Raw genomic sequence first — 22221 nt, forward strand, 5'->3', positions numbered from 1 at the left:
CCGACCGGCCGGGGCGACCACCGGCCCCGGCGGTTCGGGGTCACAGGGGGATCGCGAGCGCGTTCTCGGGCACGATGACCGGCCCGGTCAGCTCCTCGTGGTTGACCCACGCGCGAAGACAGGTCATCTGGAACGGGAGGCGCAGGCTCTCGCCCGGCCGGACGGCACCCTCGAAGAGCTCGCTCACCTGGGCGAGGAGCGCATCGAGCTGCGGCTGGCTGAGATTGGCGGCAAGCGGTTGGGACCTGACCAGGTTCAGCAGGCCTTCGTGGCTGACGCTCTGCCACACCCGGAAGGCACGTTCCTCGATCTCGGGAAAGTAGCGACTCCCCGGAGCGTGTCGAGCGACTCGTTGCCGTAGTCGCCCTTCATCGCCATCGGGTCGAAGCGGCGCAGCAGAGCGGCGAGCCTGCGGACCCACGGAACGGAATCGTCGCGGATGAGGTACGACGCGCTCAGGCAGCCACCGGGACGCAGCACGCGGGCGATCTGGGGAGGGCCTGGCCGAGGTCGAGACGGTGCAGCCGCTGGTGCACGAACACCACCTCGAACTGGAACGGGTCGGTCGGGATGGCCTCGGGCGGGCATGGAGCGCGGTGATCCGCGGATGGCCGCCGAGGCCACCCACCACGTCAGGGTCCTCGCTCATCGCGAAGATGTGGTGGCCGGCCCGGTCGAGCCTCCGGGCCAGGAGACGTCCCGGCCAGCACGAGGCCGCGGACGCCCGCCACACCGCCAGCCAGTCCACGGCGTCGGCAGGGATGGTGGCGCGGCTCATGGGTTCCTTTCGACGGGTCCGGAGTGTGCCCAACACTATCCGGGGAGGTGGCTCGTTGCCCGTAGCGGAGCCGGGTGTTGTCCACAGCGCCGCGATTGCGTGCAACGTCCGGGCCGGGGAGGCGGATAAGTAGCGGGCATGGAACCACATGTCCTTCTCTGCACGCGTGACCCGCTTGTCGTCGAGGCGGTTGAGGTGAGCGCGGCCGCCCTCGAGGTGCCGGTGCGTGTCGTCGACGATGCCGCCGGGCTCCGCGGTGGCTGGGCCGGCGCCTCGGTGCGCCTGCTCGGCGTGGACTCGGCGAGCCGGTGGGGTCTCGTCGGGCCAGGCGATGCCTTCGTCGTCGGTAGCTCCGGTGACGATCTGGCCCGCTGCTCCTCCGAGCTCATGGTGCCGGTGGTGCCGTTGCCCGACCGGTCAGGACGGCTCTCAGCGGTGATCTCCGATGCGGTGCGTGAGGGTTCGGGCCGCGGGACGGTTGTGGCGATCCTCGGCGCGTCGGGGGCCTCGGGGCGTCCACCCTCACCGCCTCACTCGCGCTGCTCGCCGCACGGTCAGGGGTCCCGGCGGCCGTCGTCGACCTTGCGCCCGGCAGCGGCGGGATCGACCTGCTCGTGGGTGCGGAGGGGTCGACGGCATCCGCTGGCCCGATCTTGCCCGGGCCCGCGGGGAGCTGGGCGACATCACCGCCGCGCTGCCGCATGTCCGGGGTGCCTCCATCCTGTCCCAGGGGAGGGAGAGGGCGCCCCGCCGGCCTGGGAGGGCGTGGAGGTGGTGCTGGCCTCGCTGACCCGTGCGGTGCGGTTCGCGTTCGTGGACGTCGGGCGGGGTCCCGCTCCCGCCCGCATCGACCTCGCGGTCTTGCTGGTGGGCGCCGACGTCTCCTCGATCGCGGCGGCGCAGGCACTCGGGGCCGCGACGCGCCCGCGGGCTCATCGTGCGACGAGGGCCGGACGGTCGATCCCGGCCGAGGTCGTCGGTCGCACCCTTGGCATCGAGTGCATGGGGGTGCTGGGCGAGCATCGTGCGCTGCCCCGGCTCGCCGAGCTGGGGCTCCCGCCGCTCCCCGGCCCGGCGAGGCGGTACGCCAGAGAGGTATCGGCCGTGCTGCGACGGGTGCGCGATGCCTGACCTGGATGAGGTGCGGATCCACCTGGCTGCGTTGGGGAGACCCTACGTCCCGGCCGATGTGGCGGCCGCGCTGCGGGCGCAGGGAGCCGTGCTGACCGATGCGCTCGTGCGGGACGCGATGGCCGAGCTCCGCAGGGGCAGCACCGGGGCGGGGCCGCTCGAGGAACTGCTGCGTGGCCAGGGCGTCTCCGATGTCGTCGTCAACGGCCCCGACGACGTGTTCGTCGACCGCGGGGCCGGTCTGGAGCGGGTCGACCTCACCTTTGCCGACGACGAGCAGGTCCGGCGGCTCGCCATCCGGCTGGCCGCGGCCGTGGGCCGCCGCCTCGATGACGCCTGCCCCTTCGTTGACGGGCGGCTGCCCGACGGCGTCCGCCTGCACGCGGTGCTCGCGCCCGTGGCCGGGCCCGGAACCTGCATCTCGCTGCGGGTGCCCGCACGTTCCACCTTCTCCCTGGACGACCTGGTGCGGGCGGGTTCCCTGCCGCGGCCCGGGCCGACCTGCTGGCAGACCTCGTCGTGAGGCGGGAACCGTTCCTCATCACCGGCGGGACGGGCACCGGGAAGACGACGCTCCTGGCCGCACTGCTGGCCCTCGTGCCGCACCGCGAGCGGATCGTGCTCGTGGAGGACGCCCGTGAACTGCTGCCCGACCACCCCCACTGCGTGCGACTGGAGGCCCGTCCGGCCAATGCCGAGGGGCCGGGGCAATCACGCTGACCACCCTGGTGCGTCAGGCCCTGCGGATGCGGCCCGACCGGGTGGTGGTCGGCGAGGTGCGTGGCCCGGAGATCGCCGACCTGCTGACGGCGCTCAACACCGGCCACGAGGGAGGCTGCGGCACGGTGCACGCCAACTCGACCGCCGACCTGATGGCCCGGATTGAGGCGCTTGCCGCGCTGGGTGGCATGGGGCGTGAGGCCTGCCACGCGCAGGTTGCCTCGGCCCTGCGGCTGGTGGTCCACCTGACGAGGGAACGCTCCGGTAGGCGCCGGGTGGCGGAGCTCGGCGTCTTCGTGCGCGGCGGCGACGGGACCGTCGGGGTGGAGACGGCGGCCGTCTTCGGTGACGACGGCGTGGAGTTCACGCCGGCCGGGCTGCGGTTGCGGGAGGCGTCGTGATCGCCGCCGTCGTCGCGGCGGTCGCCGCGCTGCTGCTCCTTGGGCCGCCACCCCAGGCGCGGCTGAGGGTCCGCCAGCATCCTCGCCGGACCGGGCGTCCTGCTGTCTTCGGCCCAGCGCTGCCCGTGGCAGCAGGCGTGGTCCTCGGCGCGGCGCTCCATCCGGGCGCGACCGGGTGGCTCGCTTCCATCGCGACTGCCACCCTGACCGTCGTGCACCTGGTGCGCGGGCAGGTGAGACGGCGGAGGGAGCGTGAGTCCGCCCGTGAATGCGGCCGGGCTGCGCGTGTCCTCGCCTCGCTGATGAGGTCGGGGCAGATCCCCACCGCAGCCCTCACTGCTGCGGCAACCGACTGCCCCGTGCTCGCCCCTGCGGCCGCGGCCGCCCGTATCGGAGGAGACATCGGCGCCGAGCTGGAACGCACCGCGACTCGGCCGGGGCACGGGCCCTGCTGCCGGTGGCGGCGGCGTGGCGGTTGAGCGAACGCGTCGGGGCGCCCGTCGCCGATGTGCTGGCGGGTGTCTCCGAGGCGATGCGCGCCGAACAACGGGTGTCCGCAGTGGTGGAAGCCGAGCTGTCGGCGGCGCGGACCAGCGGTCACATCATGGCCGTGCTCCCGTTCCTGGCGGTCGGTCTCGGCTACTCGGTCGGGGTGGACCCACTGGCGTTCCTGACCGGAGGGCCCCTCGGGCAGGTGCTCGTCAGCGCGGGGTGGGTCTCACCGCGGGTGGGGTGCTGTGGATCGACCGGCTCGCACGCCCGTGGAGGCCACACCGATGACCGGGCCGCTCGTGGCCGCCCTTGCCGCCGCAATGGCGGTGCTGCTCCTCCTGCCGCATCCGGGCGCCCGGTCATCCGAATCCGGGCGGGGGACCGACCCCGGCCGACCGCGTCGCGAAGCGGACCAACCTGGTGGAAACGCCTGGTGACGGCCGTGACCGCAGCCGCCCTCGCGTGGCTGCTCGTCCCTGGGACCCCGGCCTTGTCGCTGCTCCGCTGGCCGCGGGAGCTGCGGTCCTCGCGCTCCGGCTCCTCCGGGCAACGCCCGTGGACGGGGCCGAACTGCTCGCCCAGCTGCCGATGACTCTGGAGTTCCTGGCGGTGGCGCTGGACGCTGGGAGGCCCGTCGCGCACGCGGTCGATGCGGTGACAGCCGTCACACCCGAACCCACGCGGGGCTGCTGCGGAGGGTGTCGGGCCAGCTTGCGCTGGGAGGGCCGGCCCGAGGCCTGGCGCGAGCTGAGGACGACCCGGTGTGGGGCAGGTGGCACGCGACGTGGCGCGCGCCGAGCGGTCGGGCACCGCGCTCGCCGATGTGCTGCGCACCCACGCCGAGGATGCCCGCCGCGACTGCCACGACGAGGCGCAGAAGGCGGCCCGGCGGGTGGGTGTCAGGTCCGTCGTGCCGCTGATGGTGTGCTTCCTGCCCGCGTTCATCCTGGTGGGCGTGGTGCCGATCATCGCGGGCCTCCTGAGCGGGTTCTTCGGCTGATGCCTGCTCCGGTTTGTCGGCGGATCCTGGCACAGTGGGTGCGTGAGCTTTGAGTGGGTCCTCGACCGTGACGAGGTGACCGCCACCTCCGCACGGGAGGCGCGCGAGGCCGTCGCGGTCGCCTGGCCCACGTGGTTGGCCCGTCCTCGGCAGCCCGGATCGTCGAGTCGGGAGTGCCTGCCCCTGGCCCCACCAGGTCGAGTTCGCCGATCAGCTTTTCCACGGCCGGCATGCGATCATCAGCACCCCGACAGGGTCGGGCAAGACGCTCGGCTATCTGATGCCCATCGTTGCGGCCACCGTCGACGGCTCCGTCGGGTTCGCGGTCGACTCGGCACGCTCGCGGCTCACCGCGCCCAGGCACACGGCCCTCTACATCGCGCCGACGAAGGCGCTTGCCCATGACCAGGCGAGGGCGGCCGGGCGGCTCGGCCCCGGTCCTGGCGGGTAGCGACGCTCGACGGCGACTCCGACGACGCGGAGCGCAGGTTCGCGCGCGAACACGCGTCCTTCATCCTGACCAACCCCGACATGCTGCACTACTCCGTGCTCCCCAACCATGAGCGGTGGGCGGCGTTTCTCGGCTCGCTGCGCTACATCGTCGTCGATGAGGCGCACCGATACCAGGGGCTCTTCGGGCACACGTCTCCCAGGTGATCAGGCGACTGCGCAGGCTGGCGTCGCTGCATGGCGCCGAGCCGGTGGTAGCCCTGTCATCGGCCACCGCCCCGAACGCCGGCGAGTTCGCGGGCACCCTGATCGGAGAGGCAGGGCGGTCGCCATCTCCGGTGACACCTCACCGGCCGGGCGCCGGACGGTGGCGCTGTGGCGTCCGTCAGGTTCGTTGCGTTCCGACACGGCGCGGCTGCTCGCGGGCCTGTCCGACTCCGGTTCACAGACCATCGCCTTCGTGCCGTCGCGACAAGGCGCCGAGCTGGTGTCGATCGCGGCGCAGGAGCAGGCTGTGGAGCCGGGCCGGATCGCCTCCTACCGGGCGGCTACCTCTCCGTCGATCGCCGCGAACTGGAGTCGGCCCTCCACACCGGCGAGCTGCGCGGCCTCGCGAGCACGAACGCGCTGGAGTTGGGCGTCGACATCGCGGGCATGGACGCCGTGCTCGTGTCCGGCTATCCGGGCAAGCTCTCGTCCTTCTGGCAGCAGGCTGGGCGGGCCGGGCGCCGCGGGCAGGACGCGCTGGTCGTCCTGCTGGCAAGCGAGAATCCCCTCGACGCCTACCTGCTCGAGCATCCCGAGCTGATCTTCGAGGCCCCGGTGGAGCGCGCGGTGCTGCATCCCGACAATCCGAGGGTGCTCGGCCTGCACCTGGCGGCGGCCGCCCAGGAGTCACCCTCTGCGCGGCGGACGACCGCTGGTTCGGCCCGACCACCGCGGCCACGGCGTCGGCGCTTGCCGCGCAGGGCGTCCTGCGCGACCGGGCGGGCCGGTACTTCTGGACCCGGCCCGACAGGGCGGTGGACTACATCTCGCTCCGGTCGATAGGGGAACGCCCACTCGACGTCATCGAGCGCGACACCGGCCGCGTGATCGGCATGGTCGACATGTCGGCGGTCGACCGCACGGTCCACCCCGGCGCCGTCTACCTGCACCAGGGGAGCCGTACCTGGTCGAGGAACTCGACATCGACGAGCACCAGGCGCTCGTGGTGGCGGCCCGGCCCGCTACTACACGCAGCCGCAGTCGACCTTCGACATCCAGATCGTCGCGGAGGCGGAGCGCAGGCGGCTTGGGATCACGGATGTGTGCCGCGGCGACGTGCGACTCGACTCGCAGGTGCTCGGCTACCTCCGTCGTGACGAGGTGACCCACGAGGTGTGGGACTCCTCGGAGTTGGCGATGCCGCTGCGCCGGATGACCACCCAGGCGATGTGGTGGACCGTGCCCCCGCACCTGACCCGACGCCTCGGCTGGCCCGAGCTGCGGATGGGGCGGCCGTGCACGCCATGGAGCACACGGCCATCGGCCTGCTCCCGGCTTTCGCGCCGTGCGACCGCTGGGACATCGGCGGTGTCTCCACCGCACTGCACCCGACACCGGCCTCCCGACGATCTTCGTCCATGACGGCCTGGAGGGTGGGTCCGGCTTCGCGTACCGGGGGTTCGACGTGGCGCAGGAGTGGCTCAGGGCGACGCTCGACCGGCTCACCCGCTGCGCCTGCCAGGACGGGTGCCCCGCCTGCATCGTCTCCCGAAGTGCGGCAATGCCAACCAGGTCCTCAACAAGCCTGACGCGGCGGAGTTGCTCGCGCTGCTCCTCGACTGAGCGCCTGTCCACAGGAGAAGGTGTTGTCCGTCGTGGATCTCCACAACCACCTACCACGGTGACGGATCCGGGCGTGGCCGCCGGATGAATGGTGGGTGACCGGCTGAACCGCAGCCGCTCACCGAAAGGAACCGGCCATGTCCAACCTCATCCCCAGCGGGCGCCGTCGCCTCGCGGAGCGGGGCCTCACCACAGTCGAGTACGCGATCGGCCTGCTGGCCGCCGCGGCCGTCGCGCTGGTGCTGCTGCGCATCTTCAACGACAACACCTTCTTCAAGACGATGTTCGACTGGGTCATCGACATCTTCGGCCAGGTCGCCGGAGGCCTCTGATGCGTCACCGGGCCGGGCGGGCCGTCCCGCCTGCGGCCCCACCCCGGGGCCGCCAAAGCGGCATGGTCACCGTCGAGCTGGCGATCGGCACGATCACGGCCGTCACCGTGACCGCGTGCCTCGTGTCGCTGCTGATGCTCGGCGTGGCCCAGGCCGCCTGCGCCGAGTCCAGCGCCCAGCTGGCGAGGCAGAGTGCCCGCGGCGACGAGATCGCCGTGGCCGGTGCCCGGGAGCGGGCGCCGGACGGGGCCAGGATCCGGATCAGCAGACAGGCCGACGGAGTGCTCGCCGAGGTGGCGGTCGATGTCGGGGTCCTCGGCGTCGGCGATGTGGAGGTGCGCGCCGGGCATGGGCCGCCTACGAACCGGGCCAGGGCCGTGAGACCGAGGGGTCGCTGCGAACGGGGGAGCGCCGGGGCGCTGCTTGCCGTCGGGATGGCGCTCGCGACTGCCTCGGTCGCCGTCGTCGCGGCGCTGCTCATCAACTGGTTCGCCGTGGCACGTCAGGCGGAACAGGTCGCCGAGCTTGCGGCGCTCGCCGCGGTGAGCGCCGCCGTCGCGGGCGGTGACCCGTGCGCGGCGGCGGATGCCGCGGCCGGGCACAACGGCGTCGCCGTGCTCGACTGCGAGGTACGCGGCTCCGGACGCGACGTGGTGGTGGAGGTCGCGGTGCGGGCCCGGCTCCCGGCCGCCGTCCCCGGCGCCCCGGTGCGGTGGTCCGCAGGGCGACGGCGGCCAGCTGGTGAAGCCGGCCGCCGGTCGCCCCGCCGGCTTCACCGGGCCAATATGGTGGGGCCATGACCTACGTTGCAGCGGAAGACCGCTATGAATCCATGTCCTATCGGCGGCTGGGGCCTCGGGGCTGAAGCTCCCGCGATCTCGCTCGGGTTCTGGCACAACTTCGGAGACGACAAGCCGCTCCAGACCCAGCGCGACATCATGCGACGCGCCTTCGACCGGGGCGTCACCCACTTCGACCTTGCCAACAACTACGGCCCGCCCTACGGCGCTGCGGAGACCAACTTCGGTCGGATCATCGCCGAGGACTTCGCCGGCTACCGCAACGAACTGGTGATCTCGAGCAAGGCAGGGTGGGACATGTGGCCCGGCCCGTACGGGTTCGGCGGCTCCCGCAAGTACCTGCTGGGTTCGCTGGACGAATCGCTACGGCGGATGCGGCTCGACTACGTCGACATCTTCTACCACCACCGCCCGGACCCGGACACCCCCTCGAGGAGACCATGGCGGCCCTCGACCAGGCCGTCCGCTCCGGCAAGGCCCTCTACGCAGGCATCTCGTCCTACTCAGCGGGCCTCACGGCGCGCGCCCAGCAGATCGCCCGCTCCCTCGGCACCCCGCTCGTCATCCACCAGCCGTCGTACTCGATCCTGAACCGTTGGGTGGAGGACGGCGAGCCGTCGCTGCTGCAGAGCTGTGCCGACAACGGGATGGGCGTCATCGCCTTCTCGCCGCTTGCGCAGGGCATGCTGACCGGCCGGTACCTGAACGGCATCCCCGAGGGGTCGCGCGCGACCCAGGGTAAGTCGCTCGACTCCGATCTGCTCTCCGAGGAGAACCTCACCCACCTGCGGGCACTCAACGACATCGCGTTGCGGCGCGGCCAGACGCTCGCCCAGATGGCGATCGCCTGGGCGCTCCGCGACCAGGGAGCGGCCTCGGTCACCTCCGTGGTGCTCGGTGCCTCGTCGGTCAGCCAGCTGGACGACAACCTCGGCGCCCTCGAGAACCAGGCCTTCACAGCCGATGAACTCGCCGCGATCGATGAGCACGGTGGGGTCGAGGGCGTGAACCTGTGGCAGGGGGCGATGGATTCGGTCAGGTAGGCGGAGACCGCCCGCCCGGCTCCGGGGCGGGCGCACGCCACTACGATGGCCGGGTGCCGAACCATGAACTTGATGCCGGGAAACTGCGCTCCGACCTGCTGACCGCCGGCTACACCGTCGACGATGTCCTCGACCGGATCGGCGGGCGGGTCAGGAGGGTCTCGGACGTAACATGACGGTGCCCGCCGACGTGGCCCTCGGCGACGCGACCGACCCTCTCGCCACCCTGATCCGGCTGTTCGTGCTGCAACGGGCGGTGCCCGCAGCGCTGCTCGACGGCGTTCTGGACGCCGAAGAACTGGCGGCGGCGGGCATCCTGGAGGCGGTGGGCTCCCACGTCCGCGCGGTCGTCGACGTCCGACCGTACGGCTCGCCGGACGACGGCGCTTCCGGCCTCGTGGTCAGCGATCTCACACCCGGCCTCGATCAGATGATGGCACCCACCCGGCCCGACTACGTGTTGGGCGTCTCGCCCGCCTCCACCACGCTGGCCCAGATCACCATGCGCACCCCCATCGGTAGCGCGCTCGACCTCGGCACCGGCTGCGGGGTCCAGTCCCTGCATCTCAGCCACCACGTCGACCGCGTCGTCGGCACCGACGTCAACGGCCGCGCGCTCGAACTGGCGGCGCTCACCGCGGCCCTCAACCGTGCCGACATCGACCTGCGGGCGGGCTCCCTCTACGAGCCCGTCGCGGGGGAGCGGTTCGACCTGATCGTGTCCAACCCGCCGTTCGTGATGAGCCCGCCGACCTCCGAGGCCGCGACGCTCACCTACCGGGAGTCCAACCTCGAGGGTGACCGACTCGTCGAGACCCTCGTCCGCGGGGCCGCCGACCACCTGCTCCCGGGCGGCAGCCTGCAACTGCTCACCAACTGGGCCATCCTTGACGAGCCGTGGGAGGAGAGGCTCCGCGGCTGGGTGCCGGAGGGCTGTGATGCCTGGTTCATCGAGCGGGAGCGACTCGATGTGTTCGCCTACATCGAGATGTGGCTCGCCGACGCCGGCCTGGCGGGCACGGAGCGCTGGCGCCCCGCCTACGACGAGTGGCTCGCCTACTTCGACCGGCTCGGCATCCGGGCGGTCGGAATGGGATGGGTGCTGATCACCCGCGCCGGGCGCGACGTGCCGCAGGTGAGGTTCGAGAGTTGGCCGCATCAGGTGGCGCAGCCCGTCGGCGACGTCTTCGCCCGTAACCGGGCGGCCGTCGACGCGTCGCTGCTGCCCCTCCCGAGCTGCTTGCCTCCCGCCCCGCACTCGTCGCCGTCGAGCAGGAGACCATCGGCCGTCCGGGCGCGGAGGACCCCGAGCACGTCGTGTTCCGTCAGCGGGTGGGGCTGCTCCGGGCCATCAGGGCCGACACGGCGCTCGCCGCGGTCCTCGGCGCCCTCGACGGCGACCTGACGGTGGGCCAGGTGGTCGCGGCGGTCGCCCGTGTCCTCGACCTCGACGCGACGGAGCTGGCCGCCGCGGTGCTGCCCGAGATCAGGGATGCGCTGCGCGATCAACTGCTGCGTCTCGCCTGAGCCGCGTCCGCGTGGTCTGCAGATAACGTCGTCCCCGCCCTGATCCGATGGCCACCGCGTGGCTCCGGCAGCCCCGGTGCGCGCCTTCCACCCGTCTGCGGAGAGCACTGCCGTCCGGAGTGGCGGGAGGCGGGGCCGAGGCTGAGTCGCGCCGCCTCCGGCCCTGAACGGGCGCTGGTTCGCCCGGGTTCGTGCGGTGTGACGCGCCGACGGGGCGGCACCGGCGCCGCGCCCCTTGGATGGGTCCTATTGCCAGGTGGGGCTATTGTTCGACAGAGTTCCCAACCTGCGGAGGGCAGAACCGATGGCTTCCAAGCGCCTCGTGATCGTCGAGTCGCCGACCAAGGCGACCAAGATCGCCGGATATCTCGGTCGCGACTACATCGTCGAGTCGAGCCGTGGGCACGTCCGCGACCTGCCCACGTCGGCGTCAGAGGTGCCGGCGAAGTACAAGGGCGAGAAGTGGGCGCGCACCGGCGTCAACGTCGACGACGCCTTCCAGCCGATCTACGTGGTCTCACCTGAGAAGAAGGCGACCATCAAGGACCTCAAGTCCAAGCTCGCCGGGGTCGACGAACTCCTGCTCGCAACCGATGGTGACCGCGAGGGCGAGGCCATCGCGTGGCACCTGCTGCAGGAGCTGAAGCCGAAGGTGCCGGTCAAGCGCATGGTGTTCCACGAGATCACCAAGCCCGCGATCCTCGAGGCCGTGGAGAACCCGCGCGACCTTGACGTCGATCTGGTCGACGCGCAGGAGACCCGCCGCATCCTCGACCGGCTCTACGGCTACGAGGTCTCGCCGGTGCTCTGGAAGAAGGTCATGCCGAGGCTGTCGGCCGGCCGCGTCCAGTCCGTCGCGACCCGGCTCGTGGTCGACCGGGAACGGGAGCGCATCGCGTTCGTGCCCGCCTCCTACTGGGATCTCGACATCGTCCTCGACGCCGGGCCCGAGACCGACCCCCGCAACTTCCCAGCCCGCCTTGCGACGCTCGACGGCACCCGGATCGCCCAGGGAGGGACTTCGACTCCGCGGGCCAGCTCGCCGGCGGTGACGTCCTGATCCTGGACGAGGAGCAGGCCGCCCGTCTCGCGGGCGTGCTGCCCGAGGCCCGCGTCTCGGTCACCTCCGTCGATTCGAAGCCCTACACCCGCCGCCCCTACGAGCCGTTCCGCACCACGACGATGCAGCAGGAAGCGGGCCGGAAGCTCGGTTTCTCCGCGCAGCGCGCGATGTCGGTGGCGCAGGAGCTCTACGAAAAGGGCTTCATCACCTACATGCGAACCGACTCGGTGTCGCTGTCAGGGCAGGCCATCACCGCCGCCCGCAACCAGGTGCGCGACCTGTTCGGTGAGCGGTTCCTGCCCGAGAAGCCCCGCGTCTACGCGTCGAAGGTGAAGAGCGCGCAGGAGGCCCACGAGGCCATCCGCCCGCAGGCGACTCGTTCCAGACCCCGACCAGACCGGGCTTGTCGGAGACGCCTACCGGCTCTACCAGCTGATCTGGCGCCGCACCCTGGCCTCGCAGATGGCGGACGCCCGCGGCGAGTCGGTCACGATCCGGATCGACGCGGCCCTACCCGGCGACGAGCCGTCCGTGGCAGGCCTGCTCGCCTCGGGCCGCACCATCACGTTCCCCGGCTTCCTGAAGGCCTACGTCCAGGGCACCGACGACGACTCGGCCACCGACGATGCGCAGTCGCGCCTCCCATTCTGGAGAAGGGCCAGCAGCTCGACGTCGCGAAGGCGGAGGCCGCCGGCCATGAGACCCGACCGCCGTCCCGCTACACGGAGCCGTCGCTGGTGGCAAAGCTGGAGGAGCTGGAGATCGGGCGGCCGTCCACCTACGCGTCGATCATCCGCACGATCACGGCCCGCGACTACGTGTTCAAGAAGGGCTCCGCCCTGGTGCCGACCTGGCTGGCGTTCGCCGTCACGCGGCTACTGGAGGAGCACTTCTCCGACCTGGTCGACTACGACTTCACCGCCCAGCTGGAGGACCAGCTCGACGAGATCGCGGCTGGGCGCAGCAAACGGCTCCAGGTGCTCTCCGACTTCTACCGCGGCGTCGAGGGCGACACCCATCGGGGCTCCAGGGCCTGGTCACCGAGCTCGGGGAGATCGACGCCCGTGCGCTGTCGACGTTCCCGCTCGGTGCGACCGGCATCGACGTGCGCGTCGGTCGCTACGGCACCTACGTCGAGGATGCGGACGGCCGCCGCGCCAACGTGCCCGAGGACACCGCGCCCGACGAGCTGACCCCTGCGCTTGCGGAGGAGCTGCTCAGCCAGCCCCTCGATGCGGAGCGTGAACTGGGGGTCGACGAGGTCTCCGGCAACATGATCGTCGCGAAGAACGGTCGGTTCGGCCCTACGTCACGGAGGTGCTCCCTGAGGATGCGCCGAAGTCGGCGAAGGCCCGCACCGGTTCGCTCTTTAAGTCGATGTCGTTGGAGAGCGTCGATCTCGAGACCGCGCTCAAGCTGATGTCCCTTCCGCGTGTCGTCGGTAAGGACGATGAGGGCGTCGAGATCACCGCCCAGAACGGGCGGTACGGGCCGTACCTCAAGCGCGGCACCGACTCCCGGTCTCTGACGGGGAGGACCAGATCTTCGACGTCACCCTTGAGGAGGCGCTGGCCATCTACGCGCAGCCCAAGGTGCGGGGCCGGGCCGCCGCTGCGGCCCCGCTGAAGGAGTTCGGTGCAGACCCGGTCTCGGCCAGGCCGGTGGTGCTGAAGTCGGGCAGGTTCGGTCCCTATGTCACCGACGGTGAGACGAACGCGACGCTGCGCCGTGACGACTCGCCCGAGGAGATCTCTCCGGAACGTGCCTTCGAGCTGCTCGCCGAGAAGCGCGCGAAGGGTCCCGCTCCCAAGCGGAAGCCCGCTGCGCGGAAGGCCCCGGCCAAGAAGGCGCCTGCACGCAAACCCGCGGCCAAGAAGGCCTCGGAGTAGGTCCGGGGGTCCGGATGCCCAAGAAGCGCAGGCGCGGGGAGGTGCTCCGGCTCGACGTGCCGTTCAGTTCGCCCTCCCGCACCTCACATCGGCGGCGGTCGGGCTTCCGCGGGCCGTGCGGCGCGTGGCCGCCGCGACCAGCATCGACGCCACGATCCTCGACGTCTCAGACGGCAGGCTCCTGCGTGACGGGGTCATCCTCGCCCACCGGATCACCGGTGGCGTGGGGGAGTGGTTCCTCGCCGCGCCCCGTTGGGCGCCGTCCCTGCCGGAGGAACGCGTCGAGCCTCTCGACGGGTCGGGTGACCTTCCGGAGGTGTTCTCCGTTCTGCTGCGCCCACTCCTGCGGCATGGGGTGCTCGGCCCCATCGCCTCGATGAGCTCCGAGCGCGACGAATGGTCGCTGCGGGACGGGGCGGGTGAGGTGGCCGCGCACGTCGTCGACGAGAAGGTCACCATCCGGCGCAGCGGCATCGCGACGGCCCGGTACCGCGAGGTGGCGATCACCCCCACCCGCCTGCTGACCGGCCAGCAGCGCGATTTCCTGCTCGGCGCGGCGCGCGCCGTCAATGCCACCCTTGTCGACACCTTCCCGAGCCTGCAGCAGCGGTTGGGGGCCCCGCCACCGGCCTCACCAACTTTCCCGTTGCCGAACCCACGCGCCCGGACGCCACCCTGGAGGTGTTCACCACCGAGGTGTTCGCGCGTCACCTGCGAGCCATCGTGGTCGCCGATCTGCGCCGCAGGGCCGGCGACCTCGCCGATGTCGGTGGGGTGAACGCCGCGCTGTGGGCCTTCGGCCGCGACCTGCGGGGCCTCGCACCTGTCCTCGAGCCCGGCTGGCGCAGTTCCGTCGAGGAACTGCTGCGTGCCCTCCCTTCGAGGCACCTGGCGACCTGGAGGCCCGGTGCTCGACGTGCTCGACGCGCTCATCGGCACGGTGTCGGCCCCGCGACTGGGTGACCTGTCGCAACGACCCGCCGCCCAGGTTCTGTTCGAACGGGCCGAACAGGCGACGCTCATCCTCGCCGACCGTTGCAGGGCGCTCGAGGTGTCCTCTCCGGACGAGCGGTGGCAGGCCGCGCTCCGTGCGGCCGAGCAGCTCGACGTCGCGGTCGCCGTCGCCGGGCCGCTGTTTCCCGGCGTGCTCGGTAAGCTGACCGACCAGCTCGGTGACCTGATCTCGGACCTGAGGGCCGGCGCCTCCGCGGCGCCGGGTGCCGAGCCGGAGCTCGACGGGCTGTCCGCCGCCCAGGCATTCCAGCTCGGAGTCGAGACGGAGCGGCGCCGTTCCGGCGCGTACGAGCGGCGGAGCGCGTTCATCGACCGGTGGCCCGCCCGGGTCGTCGCGGCCCGGAAGGCGCTGGCGAAGGCGGAGAAGAAGTGGAAGGTGGCCTGATGCGGGGCCTGTTCGTGGTGTTCGAGGGCGGCGACTCCGTAGGCAAGTCGACCCAGGTCGCGCTGTTGGGCCGGTGGCTCGACGAGCGTGGGGTGCGGCACGTGACCACCAGGCAGCCCGGAGGCACCGAGGTCGGTGCCGAACTGCGCAGGCTCGTGCTCGACCCGGCCTACGGTGACGTGTCGCCCAGGGCTGAGGCCCTGATGTACGCGGCCGACAAGGCCCAGCACGTCCACGAGCTGATCCAACCCGCGCTCGCCCGTGGCGAGCTCGTCATCAGCGACCGTTACGTGCTGTCGATGATCGCGTATCAGGGCGCGGGCCGGGAGCTCGAGATGCGTGACATCGAGCACATCGGATGGTGGGCGGTAGGTGGGCTCCGCCCCGACCTGACGGTGCTGCTGGATGCCGACCCCGGCAGCGCGGTCGCCACCATCGAGGACAAGGACCGCCTCGAGCAGGCGGGCCTTGACCTGCACCATCGGGCGCGTGACTTCTTCCTCGTCCAGGCGGCGGCCGACCCCGGGCACTTCCTGGTGCTCGACGCCCGCGACACCCGTGAGGCGATCGCCGGACGCATCCGGGAGCGACTCGAGCCGCTGCTGTCGGATCGCGACTGAGGGCATCGGCCCGCGCGACGCTTTTTATTTCGTTTTCTGCGGCTGGCGAACGCCGCGCTCCGTGGGCGCGTGAGTCGTTCCCAGACGGTGCCCCGGCGTGTTTGACTGGGCCCCTCAGCGAAGGGAGGCCAGCATGATCCGCCTGACATCACGACGCAGCGTCGACTACATGAGGGTCTCCAGCGCCCTGTGTCGCGGTTGATGCCGTCGCCCGCACCGACACCCCGTGCAGCGGACGACCCGTCCAACCGTCCGCGTACACCCCAGGACCTCCCATGATGAAATTCGTACTTCTGGCCCTCGTCGGGCTTGCGGCCCAACTCGTCGACGGCTCGCTCGGCATGGCCTACGGAGTCACCTCGACCACGTTGCTGCTGGCCGTCGGTGCCAACCCGGCGATGGCGTCGGCCACGGTGCATCTCGCCGAGATCGGCACGACGCTCGCCTCGGGCGTCTCGCACCACCGCTTCGGAAACGTCGACTGGCGGGTGGTGATGCGGATCGGCATTCCCGGCGCGATCGGTGCCTTCCTCGGGCGACGCTGTTGTCGAACCTCAGCACCGGGGTGGCCGCGCCCGTGATGGCGGTGATCCTCCTGCTCCTCGGTGCCTATGTGCTGGCCCGGTTCACGTTCTTCGGCGTCTCGACCCGCAATCTCGGCAGGCACCTGCCCACCCGCTTCCTCGCGCCGCTCGGCCTCTTCGCGGGCTTCGTCGACGCCACCGGTGGCGGTGGCTGGGGGCCGGTCGGCACCCCTGCGCTGCTGGCGAGTGGCCACATGGAGCCCCGCAAGGTGATCGGCACCATCGACGCGAGCGAGTTCCTGGTGGCGATCGCGGCGAGCCTCGGGTTCCTCGTCGGTCTCGGCGGGCAGGGCATCGTGTGGTGGATGGCTATTGCCCTGCTCCTCGGCGGGCTGATCGCCGCGCCCATTGCCGCGTGGCTGGTGCGCCACCTTCCCCCTCGGATTCTCGGGTCGGCCGCGGGCACCATGATCGTGCTCGTCAACATCCGTTCCCTGATCAGTGCGTTCGACGTGCCCGCGGCGGCTCACACGCCCATCTACCTCGGCGCGGGCCTCGTCGGTGCGGCCGCGATCTCCTGGGCGGGGCGCAGCCATCTGCGCGCAAAGTCGACCCAGGCGACGCCTCCTGCGGCCGCGGAGGTTCCCTCGGAAGATGGCACCGTCGCCCTGTGATGGCAGGATGACCCGCATGGGTGACGTCTTCTCCGAACTGATCGGCCAGGACCGTGCCGTCGAAATCCTCCGCCGCGCGGTGGAGGGTCGGCGACACGCCATGACGCACGCCTGGCTCTTCGTCGGGCCCCCGGGTCAGGCAGGTCGAACGCGGCGAAGGCCTTCGCCGCCGCGCTGCAGTGCGGCCGCGGCGGCTGTGGAAGCTGCGAGGCGTGCCGCACCACCCTGTCCGGGGCACATCCCGACGTCACGCTGCTGCGCACCGAGCAGCTCTCCATCGGTGTCGACGAGGTCCGCCAACTGGTGGGCAGGGCCAACGTGACCCCATGAAGGGCCGCTACCAGATCGTCGTGGTCGAGGACGCCGACCGGATCACCGAACGCGGCGCCGACGCGCTGCTCAAGGGTCTCGAGGAGCCGTCGCCTCGGACCGTGTGGCTGCTGTGCGCCCCGAGCCCGGACGACGTGATCATCACGGTGCGTTCCCGCAGCCGACTGCTGCGCCTCGTCACCCCGAGCGACGAGGCGGTCACCGAACTGCTCGTGACGCGTGACGGCATCGCGCCCGCGCTCGCGGCCCACTCGGCGCGGGCTGCCCAGGGGCACGTCGGTCGGGCGAGGATGCTCGCCCGCAACGAGGAGGCCCGGATCCGGCGCCGGGAGATCCTCGCCCTGCCCGGCCGCCTCACCTCGGTCACGGCGTGCCTGGACGCCGCCCAGAACCTCGTGGAGTCGTCGGGACTCGAGGCCGCGCAGGCGACTGCCGAGCTCGACACCAAGGAGCTCACCGCTCTGCAGGAGGCCCTGGGCCTCGGCGGCAGGGCGCGAAGCCGCGCAACGCCCAGGCCGCCCTGAGGGACCTGGAGGACCAGCAGAAGGCCCGCGTCAAGCGCCTCCAACGCGACGCGCTCGACCGCGTTCTCACCGAGCTCACGGGCTACTACCGCGACGTGCTCGCGGCGCAGACCGCGTCGGGGGTGCCCCTGGTCAACTCCGACCTGGCCGACGAGATCGAACCCATCGCCCGCCGGACCCGACCCGAGCAGACGGTCCATGCGCTGGACGCCATCCTCAGGGCGCGCACGGCGCTCGAGGGTAACGTCGCACCTCTCCTGGCACTCGAGGCACTGCTCATCTCGCTCTCGCTTGCCGGGCGGTCCTGACGGCGTGTCCCCGGCCGCTGCGCGCCCGGCAATGCAAAGATTGCGGAGACTGCCCAGGAAAAGGGGATATTCGAGATGACCAACAACGAGTGGGTCCAGGAAGGTACCCCCGCGGCGCCGACGACTGGTCTGAGGCACAAGACGACTACGGGGTCCCCGTCGAGCCCTGGGACGACTACTCCTCCGAGCAGGGTGTGCCGACGCCGCCGGTGCCGAGCGTGCCCGTCGAGCCCCGGAGTGGAGCCCGCACCTGAGGCCGAGGCTGTCGGGAGGCGCAGTGGGTCGAGCCGGTGGCCGATGAGCCCGTGGTGGAGCAGGAGCCCGCACCTGAGGCCGGGGCTGTCGGGGAGGCGCAGTGGGTCGAGCCGGTGGCCGATGAGCCCGTGGTGGAGCAGGAGCCCGCACCTGAGGCCGAGGCTGTCGGGGAGGCGCAGTGGGTCGAGCCGGTGGCCGATGAGCCCGTGGTGGAGCAGGAGCCCGCACCTGAGGCCGAGGCTGTCGGGGAGGCGCAGTGGGTCGAGCCGGTGGCCGTTGAGCCCGTGGTGGAGCAGGAGCCCGCACCTGAGGCCGAGGCTGTCGGGGAGGCGCAGTGGGTCGAGCCGGTGGCCGTTGAGCCCGTGGTGGAGCAGGAGCCCGCACCTGAGGCCGAGGCTGTCGGGGAGGCGCAGTGGGTCGAGCCGGTGGCCGTTGAGCCCGTGGTGGAGCAGGAGCCCGCACCTGAGGCCGAGGCTGTTGAGGAGGCGCAGTGGGCCGAGCCGGTGGCCGATGAGCCCGTGGTGGAGCAGGAGCCCGCACCTGAGGCCGAGGCTGTCGGGAGGCGCAGTGGGCCGAGCCGGTGGCCGATGAGCCCGTGGTGGAGCAGGAGCCCGCACCTGAGGCCGAGGCTGTTGAGGAGTCACAGTGGACCGAGCCGGTTGCCGTGCCGATGCCCCTGGCTGAGCCGGAGGTCCCCGAGGTGGATGCAGCCGTGGCCGGGCCCGGCACCGAAGACCCCTTCGCACGACCCGGGCCGGTGGGCAGACACCCGTCCTGGACGAGGGGATGAGTCCCTCACCGAGACCCGACAGCGTCCCTCGAGGTCGCGTTCCCTGAGGGAACCTCCGACGAGGAGGTGCTCGCCGCAGGCGTAGCGGCCGCGGCCGCGGCCAGCCAGCCGAGCCCCACGATCGAGGGGCTCTACCGTCCGGACGCCGATCAGACCCAGGTGATCGACACGCAGAACACCCTCCTGGGCGAGGCCGCAGAGGAACAGAAGCTCGCCGAGCAGCTCAGGATGGAACGGGAGGCCCGTGACCAGAGGCTCGGCCTCGTGGCCACCTCCGAGGCCAATGCGCTGCGTGACCCGAACCCGCCCCGCCGCCCGGGCGTCGGTGGCTTCGGCAGCTTCGGTCTGCTGCTGCTCCGGCTGGTCGTCGCGGGCATGCTGGGCGTCGCCTCCATGCAGATCCTGACGTCGATCAATGCCACCGCCGATTACCTCGGCCAGACGCTGATCCCCTACCCCCGCGAGGTGGCGTGGGGCCTTGGGTTCGGGCTCGCCGTCATGGCGGTGATGCTCGTCCTCGGGCTGGGCGTGCGTGCGGTCGGCCTGCTGCTCGCGCTGCTCGCCATCGGCTCGCTCATCTTCGTGCGATGGGGCCCGTTCCCATCTTCACCGCGGGTATGGAGGGTTCCGCGGTGACAGGGACCTGCTGCTGGCGGTCGTCGGCATCCTGCTGTTCTCGCTCGGTGGCGGCAAGGTCGGCATCGATGGAGCCATCTCGAAGGCCCGCTGGAACGCAAAGCTGGACAAGCGGTCCTGACCGGATCAGCACCCGGAGGCCCCCGACCAGAGTCGGGGCCTCCGGCGTTTCCGGGGCCGTTAGGCTTGGCGCCATGGCAAAGGTGATGGCCGTCACGTTCGAGCGGCACGGCCAGCTGCACTACCTCGACCCGGGTGACGGCGACTACGGGGTCGGCGACTGGGTGCTCTACCCGACGGTGGACGGGGCGGAGCTCGCCCAGTGCGTCTGGGCCCCGAGGAGCCACGCGAGGGGTTCGGGGAACTGCCGGTCTGCGCCGGAATGGCCTCGTCTGCCGATCATGAGCGGGACGCCCGCAATCGGGAGATCCGCTCCGACGCCGCCCGGGTCGCGCGCGAGCTCATCGAGCGGCACGGGCTCCCCATGAAGGTGGTCGGCGTCGACTTCCTCGACCGTTCCGCTGACTTCGACAAGGTGGTGGCCGTCTACTTCACGGCGCCGCACCGCGTCGACTTCCGTCAACTGCTCGGCGACCTGGCACGAACCCTGGAATCCAGGATCGACCTGCGGCAGGTGGGTGCCCGCGACGCGGCCCGCCTGATCGGTGGCGTCGGCAGCTGCGGCAGGGAGTTCTGTTGCACCACCTTCCTCACGGACTTCGAGCCGGTGTCCCTCAGACTGGCCAAGGTGCAGGGCATCCCCGCGAACCCGCTGCAGATCGCGGGCGCCTGCGGCAAGCTGATGTGCTGCCTCAAGTTCGAACACCCCCTCTACGAGCGGTTCCATGCGGAAGCCCCGCCATCGGGGAGACGGTCACTATCCACGGGAGCGGGCGCGCGTCATCGGCCACCAGGTTCCAGCGGACTCGGTCCGGGTGCGCACCGCATCGGGCGAGGAGTTGAGTTGCCCGCTCGAGTCGGTATGTTCGAGGCGCAGGGCACGCACCGCCGAGGAGTCGCATGAGTAGAGCCGTCCAGGTCACGCAGGTCATCCTGGCCACCATCGCGATCTCGCTCGTCGCGATCCTGTTCCTGGGCCGGATGATCCAGGGACAGAGCCCGGACGTGCCCGCCCCGTCGATGACCCGGGACCGCAGACGCCCGGCCCCCTGCCGACGGCGAGCGGATGCCCGGCATGCCGGAGAAGCCCATTGCGGACCACGCCGTCTTCCCCGCCGAGAAGAACGAGAACGCCGACCGGCAACTCGACTACAAGGCGGCGGGCACACCGCGCGTCGAGTTCCTCGACTCCCCGGGTGACCATGCCGCCTATGCCGCGCAGGTGGTCAACTGGGAACTGTGCGCCGACTCCGAGACCGATCTGTGCGCGAAGGTCCTCGCGCCGCTGGTCTGGGACGAGCCGCAGGGCGACGCCATCGAACTCGCCGTGCGACGCATCCCCAACGCGGGATCCAAGCTCGGCCCGCTGTTCGTGAACCCCGGGGGCCGGGGTTCGGGGGTCAGGACTTCGCCAGGTCGGTGGCCGACCGGTGGACGCAGTACGACCCGTCGGCTGGGATCCGCGGGGAACCGGGGAATCCACCCATGTCGTGTGCGGAGGACTCGAGCAGACCGATGCCCTCATGAACCTCGACACGAGCCCCGATGACGCCGCCGAGGACGCCGCGCTGCGCGACGGCTCCGCGCGGTTCGCCCAGGAATGCCGCGACGGCTCCGGGATCCTGCTCGACCACCTCACCACCATCGACGTGGTGCGCGACCTCGACCTGCTCCGGCACCTGCTCGGCGCCGAGAAGCTCAACTACGTCGGCGTCTCCTACGGCACCTATGTCGGTTCGATGTACGCCACCCTCTTCCCCCACTCGACCGGTCGGCTCGTGCTCGACGCCGCCGTCGAGATCACCGGAAAGGACGAGGTGCCGCAGGCGGCAGGCTTCGAGTTGGCGCTCAGCAACTTCACCACCTGGTGCGCGTCCTCCGACCTCTGCGAGCTGGGCGACGACAAGGCAGCCATCGACAAGGAGATCGCGACGTTCCTCGCCAGCCTCGACGCGGCCCCGGTCACCGTCGGCAACAGGTTGTTGACCCAGTCGCTCGCTGCGAGCGGGGTCGCGCTGTTCCTGTACGCCGATGAGGAGGCCTACCGCAGCCTCGCCACCGTTCTGCAGCAGGCGATGCGAGGCGAGGGGGCCAACCTGCTCGGCGCCGCCGACTCGCTCAACGGGCGCTACGACAACGGCTACGACACCATCGCCTACTCGTTTCCCGCGATGGCCTGCGTGGACGGCGTCGACGAGGGGGTCGCTCCGGTGCTGCAGGACTGGAAGGACACCTTCGATGAGGCCCCGATCCTCGCCCCGAACATGGGCACCAGCTACACCTGTCAGCTCTGGACCGCAGGGTCCGCGCCCCAGCTGAAGCTCGACGGCGCGGGTGCCGCCCCGATTCTCGTCGTCGGCACCACAGGTGATTCCGCCACGCCCTACCAGCAGGCGGTGTCCATGGCCGGGCAGCTCGAGTCGGGCAACCTGCTGACGCTCGACGGTGCCGGCCACGGTGCCGTCACCGGCGACAACGAGTGCATCGCCAAGGCGGTCGAGCGTTACCTCTACGACGGGGTCGTCCCGGATGAGGGAACGACCTGCTCGTAGCCGGTTCGTCAAAACCCGGGACGGTTCGGTATA

At 71.3% G+C, this 22221-nt stretch carries 20 protein-coding genes and 6 pseudogenes; 25 read left to right on the forward strand and 1 reads right to left on the reverse strand.

Annotation, left to right across the window (positions count from 1 at the left end):
- Window positions 1-40: 40 nt before the first annotated feature.
- Entirely contained in the window at window positions 41-778 is a 738-nt protein-coding gene (locus G7085_RS15825; RefSeq protein ID WP_197511701.1) for a hypothetical protein, read from the reverse strand.
- A 195-nt stretch (window positions 779-973) separates the two neighbouring features.
- On the opposite strand from G7085_RS15825, the gene G7085_RS15830 reads away from it, so the two are divergent.
- The 25 genes and pseudogenes from G7085_RS15830 (at window position 974) to G7085_RS15940 (ending at window position 22188) form a co-directional block, all read left to right on the forward strand.
- Complete coding sequence (locus G7085_RS15830; protein WP_197511702.1) at window positions 974-1909, forward strand: hypothetical protein; 936 nt, start codon at window positions 974-976, stop codon at window positions 1907-1909.
- Between the two features lie 118 nt (window positions 1910-2027).
- Window positions 2028-2629: pseudogene (locus tag G7085_RS36380) on the forward strand (ATPase, T2SS/T4P/T4SS family).
- An 8-nt stretch (window positions 2630-2637) separates the two neighbouring features.
- A complete protein-coding gene (locus G7085_RS35295; protein ID WP_408647122.1) occupies window positions 2638-3030 on the forward strand; it encodes an ATPase, T2SS/T4P/T4SS family in 393 nt (130 codons plus the stop codon).
- Complete coding sequence (locus G7085_RS15840) at window positions 3027-3509, forward strand: hypothetical protein (protein ID WP_197511703.1); 483 nt, start codon at window positions 3027-3029, stop codon at window positions 3507-3509. Before G7085_RS35295 ends, G7085_RS15840 begins: the two co-directional genes overlap by 4 nt.
- Window positions 3506-4114, forward strand: coding sequence for a type II secretion system F family protein (locus tag G7085_RS15845; RefSeq protein WP_197511704.1), 609 nt, complete (start codon window positions 3506-3508; stop codon window positions 4112-4114). The genes G7085_RS15840 and G7085_RS15845 overlap by 4 nt, the downstream gene beginning before the upstream one ends.
- 180 nt (window positions 4115-4294) lie before the next feature.
- Window positions 4295-4522: a type II secretion system F family protein gene (locus G7085_RS15850; RefSeq protein WP_197511705.1), complete on the forward strand. Its 228-nt coding sequence runs from the start codon at window positions 4295-4297 to the stop codon at window positions 4520-4522.
- Window positions 4523-4564: 42 nt separating this feature from the next.
- Window positions 4565-6802: pseudogene (locus G7085_RS36385) on the forward strand (DEAD/DEAH box helicase).
- A 137-nt stretch (window positions 6803-6939) separates the two neighbouring features.
- Complete coding sequence (locus tag G7085_RS15865) at window positions 6940-7134, forward strand: DUF4244 domain-containing protein (protein ID WP_197511706.1); 195 nt, start codon at window positions 6940-6942, stop codon at window positions 7132-7134.
- A 62-nt stretch (window positions 7135-7196) separates the two neighbouring features.
- Window positions 7197-7934 carry a hypothetical protein gene (locus G7085_RS15870; protein ID WP_197511707.1) on the forward strand — a complete coding sequence of 246 codons (738 nt, stop codon included), beginning with the start codon at window positions 7197-7199 and terminating at the stop codon, window positions 7932-7934.
- 24 nt (window positions 7935-7958) lie between these two features.
- Window positions 7959-8977, forward strand: a pseudogene (locus G7085_RS15875) (aldo/keto reductase).
- Window positions 8978-9030: 53 nt separating this feature from the next.
- Window positions 9031-9153: a hypothetical protein gene (locus G7085_RS30825; protein ID WP_269451892.1), complete on the forward strand. Its 123-nt coding sequence runs from the start codon at window positions 9031-9033 to the stop codon at window positions 9151-9153.
- A gap of 2 nt (window positions 9154-9155) precedes the next feature.
- Window positions 9156-10382 (forward strand): methyltransferase, encoded by a 1227-nt coding sequence (locus G7085_RS26955; protein WP_331715728.1) that lies wholly within the window; start codon window positions 9156-9158, stop codon window positions 10380-10382.
- A 426-nt stretch (window positions 10383-10808) separates the two neighbouring features.
- Window positions 10809-13456, forward strand: a pseudogene (gene topA / locus G7085_RS30830) (type I DNA topoisomerase).
- 124 nt (window positions 13457-13580) lie between these two features.
- A complete protein-coding gene (locus G7085_RS15890; RefSeq protein ID WP_197511708.1) occupies window positions 13581-14234 on the forward strand; it encodes a hypothetical protein in 654 nt (217 codons plus the stop codon).
- A 129-nt stretch (window positions 14235-14363) separates the two neighbouring features.
- Window positions 14364-14855, forward strand: a complete 492-nt coding sequence (locus G7085_RS15895) for a hypothetical protein (protein WP_197511709.1) — start codon at window positions 14364-14366, stop codon at window positions 14853-14855.
- Window positions 14855-15475, forward strand: a complete 621-nt coding sequence (gene tmk / locus G7085_RS15900) for a dTMP kinase (protein ID WP_197511710.1) — start codon at window positions 14855-14857, stop codon at window positions 15473-15475. The genes G7085_RS15895 and tmk overlap by 1 nt, the downstream gene beginning before the upstream one ends.
- Window positions 15476-15816: 341 nt before the next feature.
- Window positions 15817-16673 (forward strand): annotated as a pseudogene (locus G7085_RS15905) (sulfite exporter TauE/SafE family protein).
- 7 nt (window positions 16674-16680) lie between these two features.
- Window positions 16681-17835, forward strand: a pseudogene (locus tag G7085_RS15910) (DNA polymerase III subunit delta').
- A gap of 89 nt (window positions 17836-17924) precedes the next feature.
- Window positions 17925-18089 carry a hypothetical protein gene (locus tag G7085_RS15915; RefSeq protein ID WP_197511711.1) on the forward strand — a complete coding sequence of 55 codons (165 nt, stop codon included), beginning with the start codon at window positions 17925-17927 and terminating at the stop codon, window positions 18087-18089.
- Window positions 18090-18125: 36 nt separating this feature from the next.
- On the forward strand, window positions 18126-18965 hold the full coding sequence (locus G7085_RS15920; RefSeq protein WP_197511712.1) for a hypothetical protein: 840 nt from the start codon (window positions 18126-18128) through the stop codon (window positions 18963-18965).
- Window positions 18947-19516, forward strand: coding sequence for a DoxX family protein (locus G7085_RS30840; RefSeq protein ID WP_197511713.1), 570 nt, complete (start codon window positions 18947-18949; stop codon window positions 19514-19516). The genes G7085_RS15920 and G7085_RS30840 overlap by 19 nt, the downstream gene beginning before the upstream one ends.
- 206 nt (window positions 19517-19722) lie before the next feature.
- Complete coding sequence (locus G7085_RS26985; RefSeq protein WP_231980826.1) at window positions 19723-20004, forward strand: hypothetical protein; 282 nt, start codon at window positions 19723-19725, stop codon at window positions 20002-20004.
- The gene (locus G7085_RS15930; protein ID WP_231980563.1) at window positions 19899-20540 is read left to right on the forward strand and encodes a PSP1 domain-containing protein; all 642 of its coding nucleotides are present in this window, start codon (window positions 19899-19901) and stop codon (window positions 20538-20540) included. Before G7085_RS26985 ends, G7085_RS15930 begins: the two co-directional genes overlap by 106 nt.
- 162 nt (window positions 20541-20702) lie before the next feature.
- A complete protein-coding gene (locus tag G7085_RS15935) occupies window positions 20703-21185 on the forward strand; it encodes a hypothetical protein (RefSeq protein ID WP_197511714.1) in 483 nt (160 codons plus the stop codon).
- Window positions 21160-22188, forward strand: a complete 1029-nt coding sequence (locus G7085_RS15940; RefSeq protein ID WP_197511715.1) for an alpha/beta hydrolase — start codon at window positions 21160-21162, stop codon at window positions 22186-22188. The genes G7085_RS15935 and G7085_RS15940 overlap by 26 nt, the downstream gene beginning before the upstream one ends.
- Window positions 22189-22221: the final 33 nt, after the last annotated feature.

The organism is Tessaracoccus coleopterorum (assembly GCF_011174705.1).
GTDB lineage: Bacteria > Actinomycetota > Actinomycetes > Propionibacteriales > Propionibacteriaceae > Arachnia > Arachnia coleopterorum.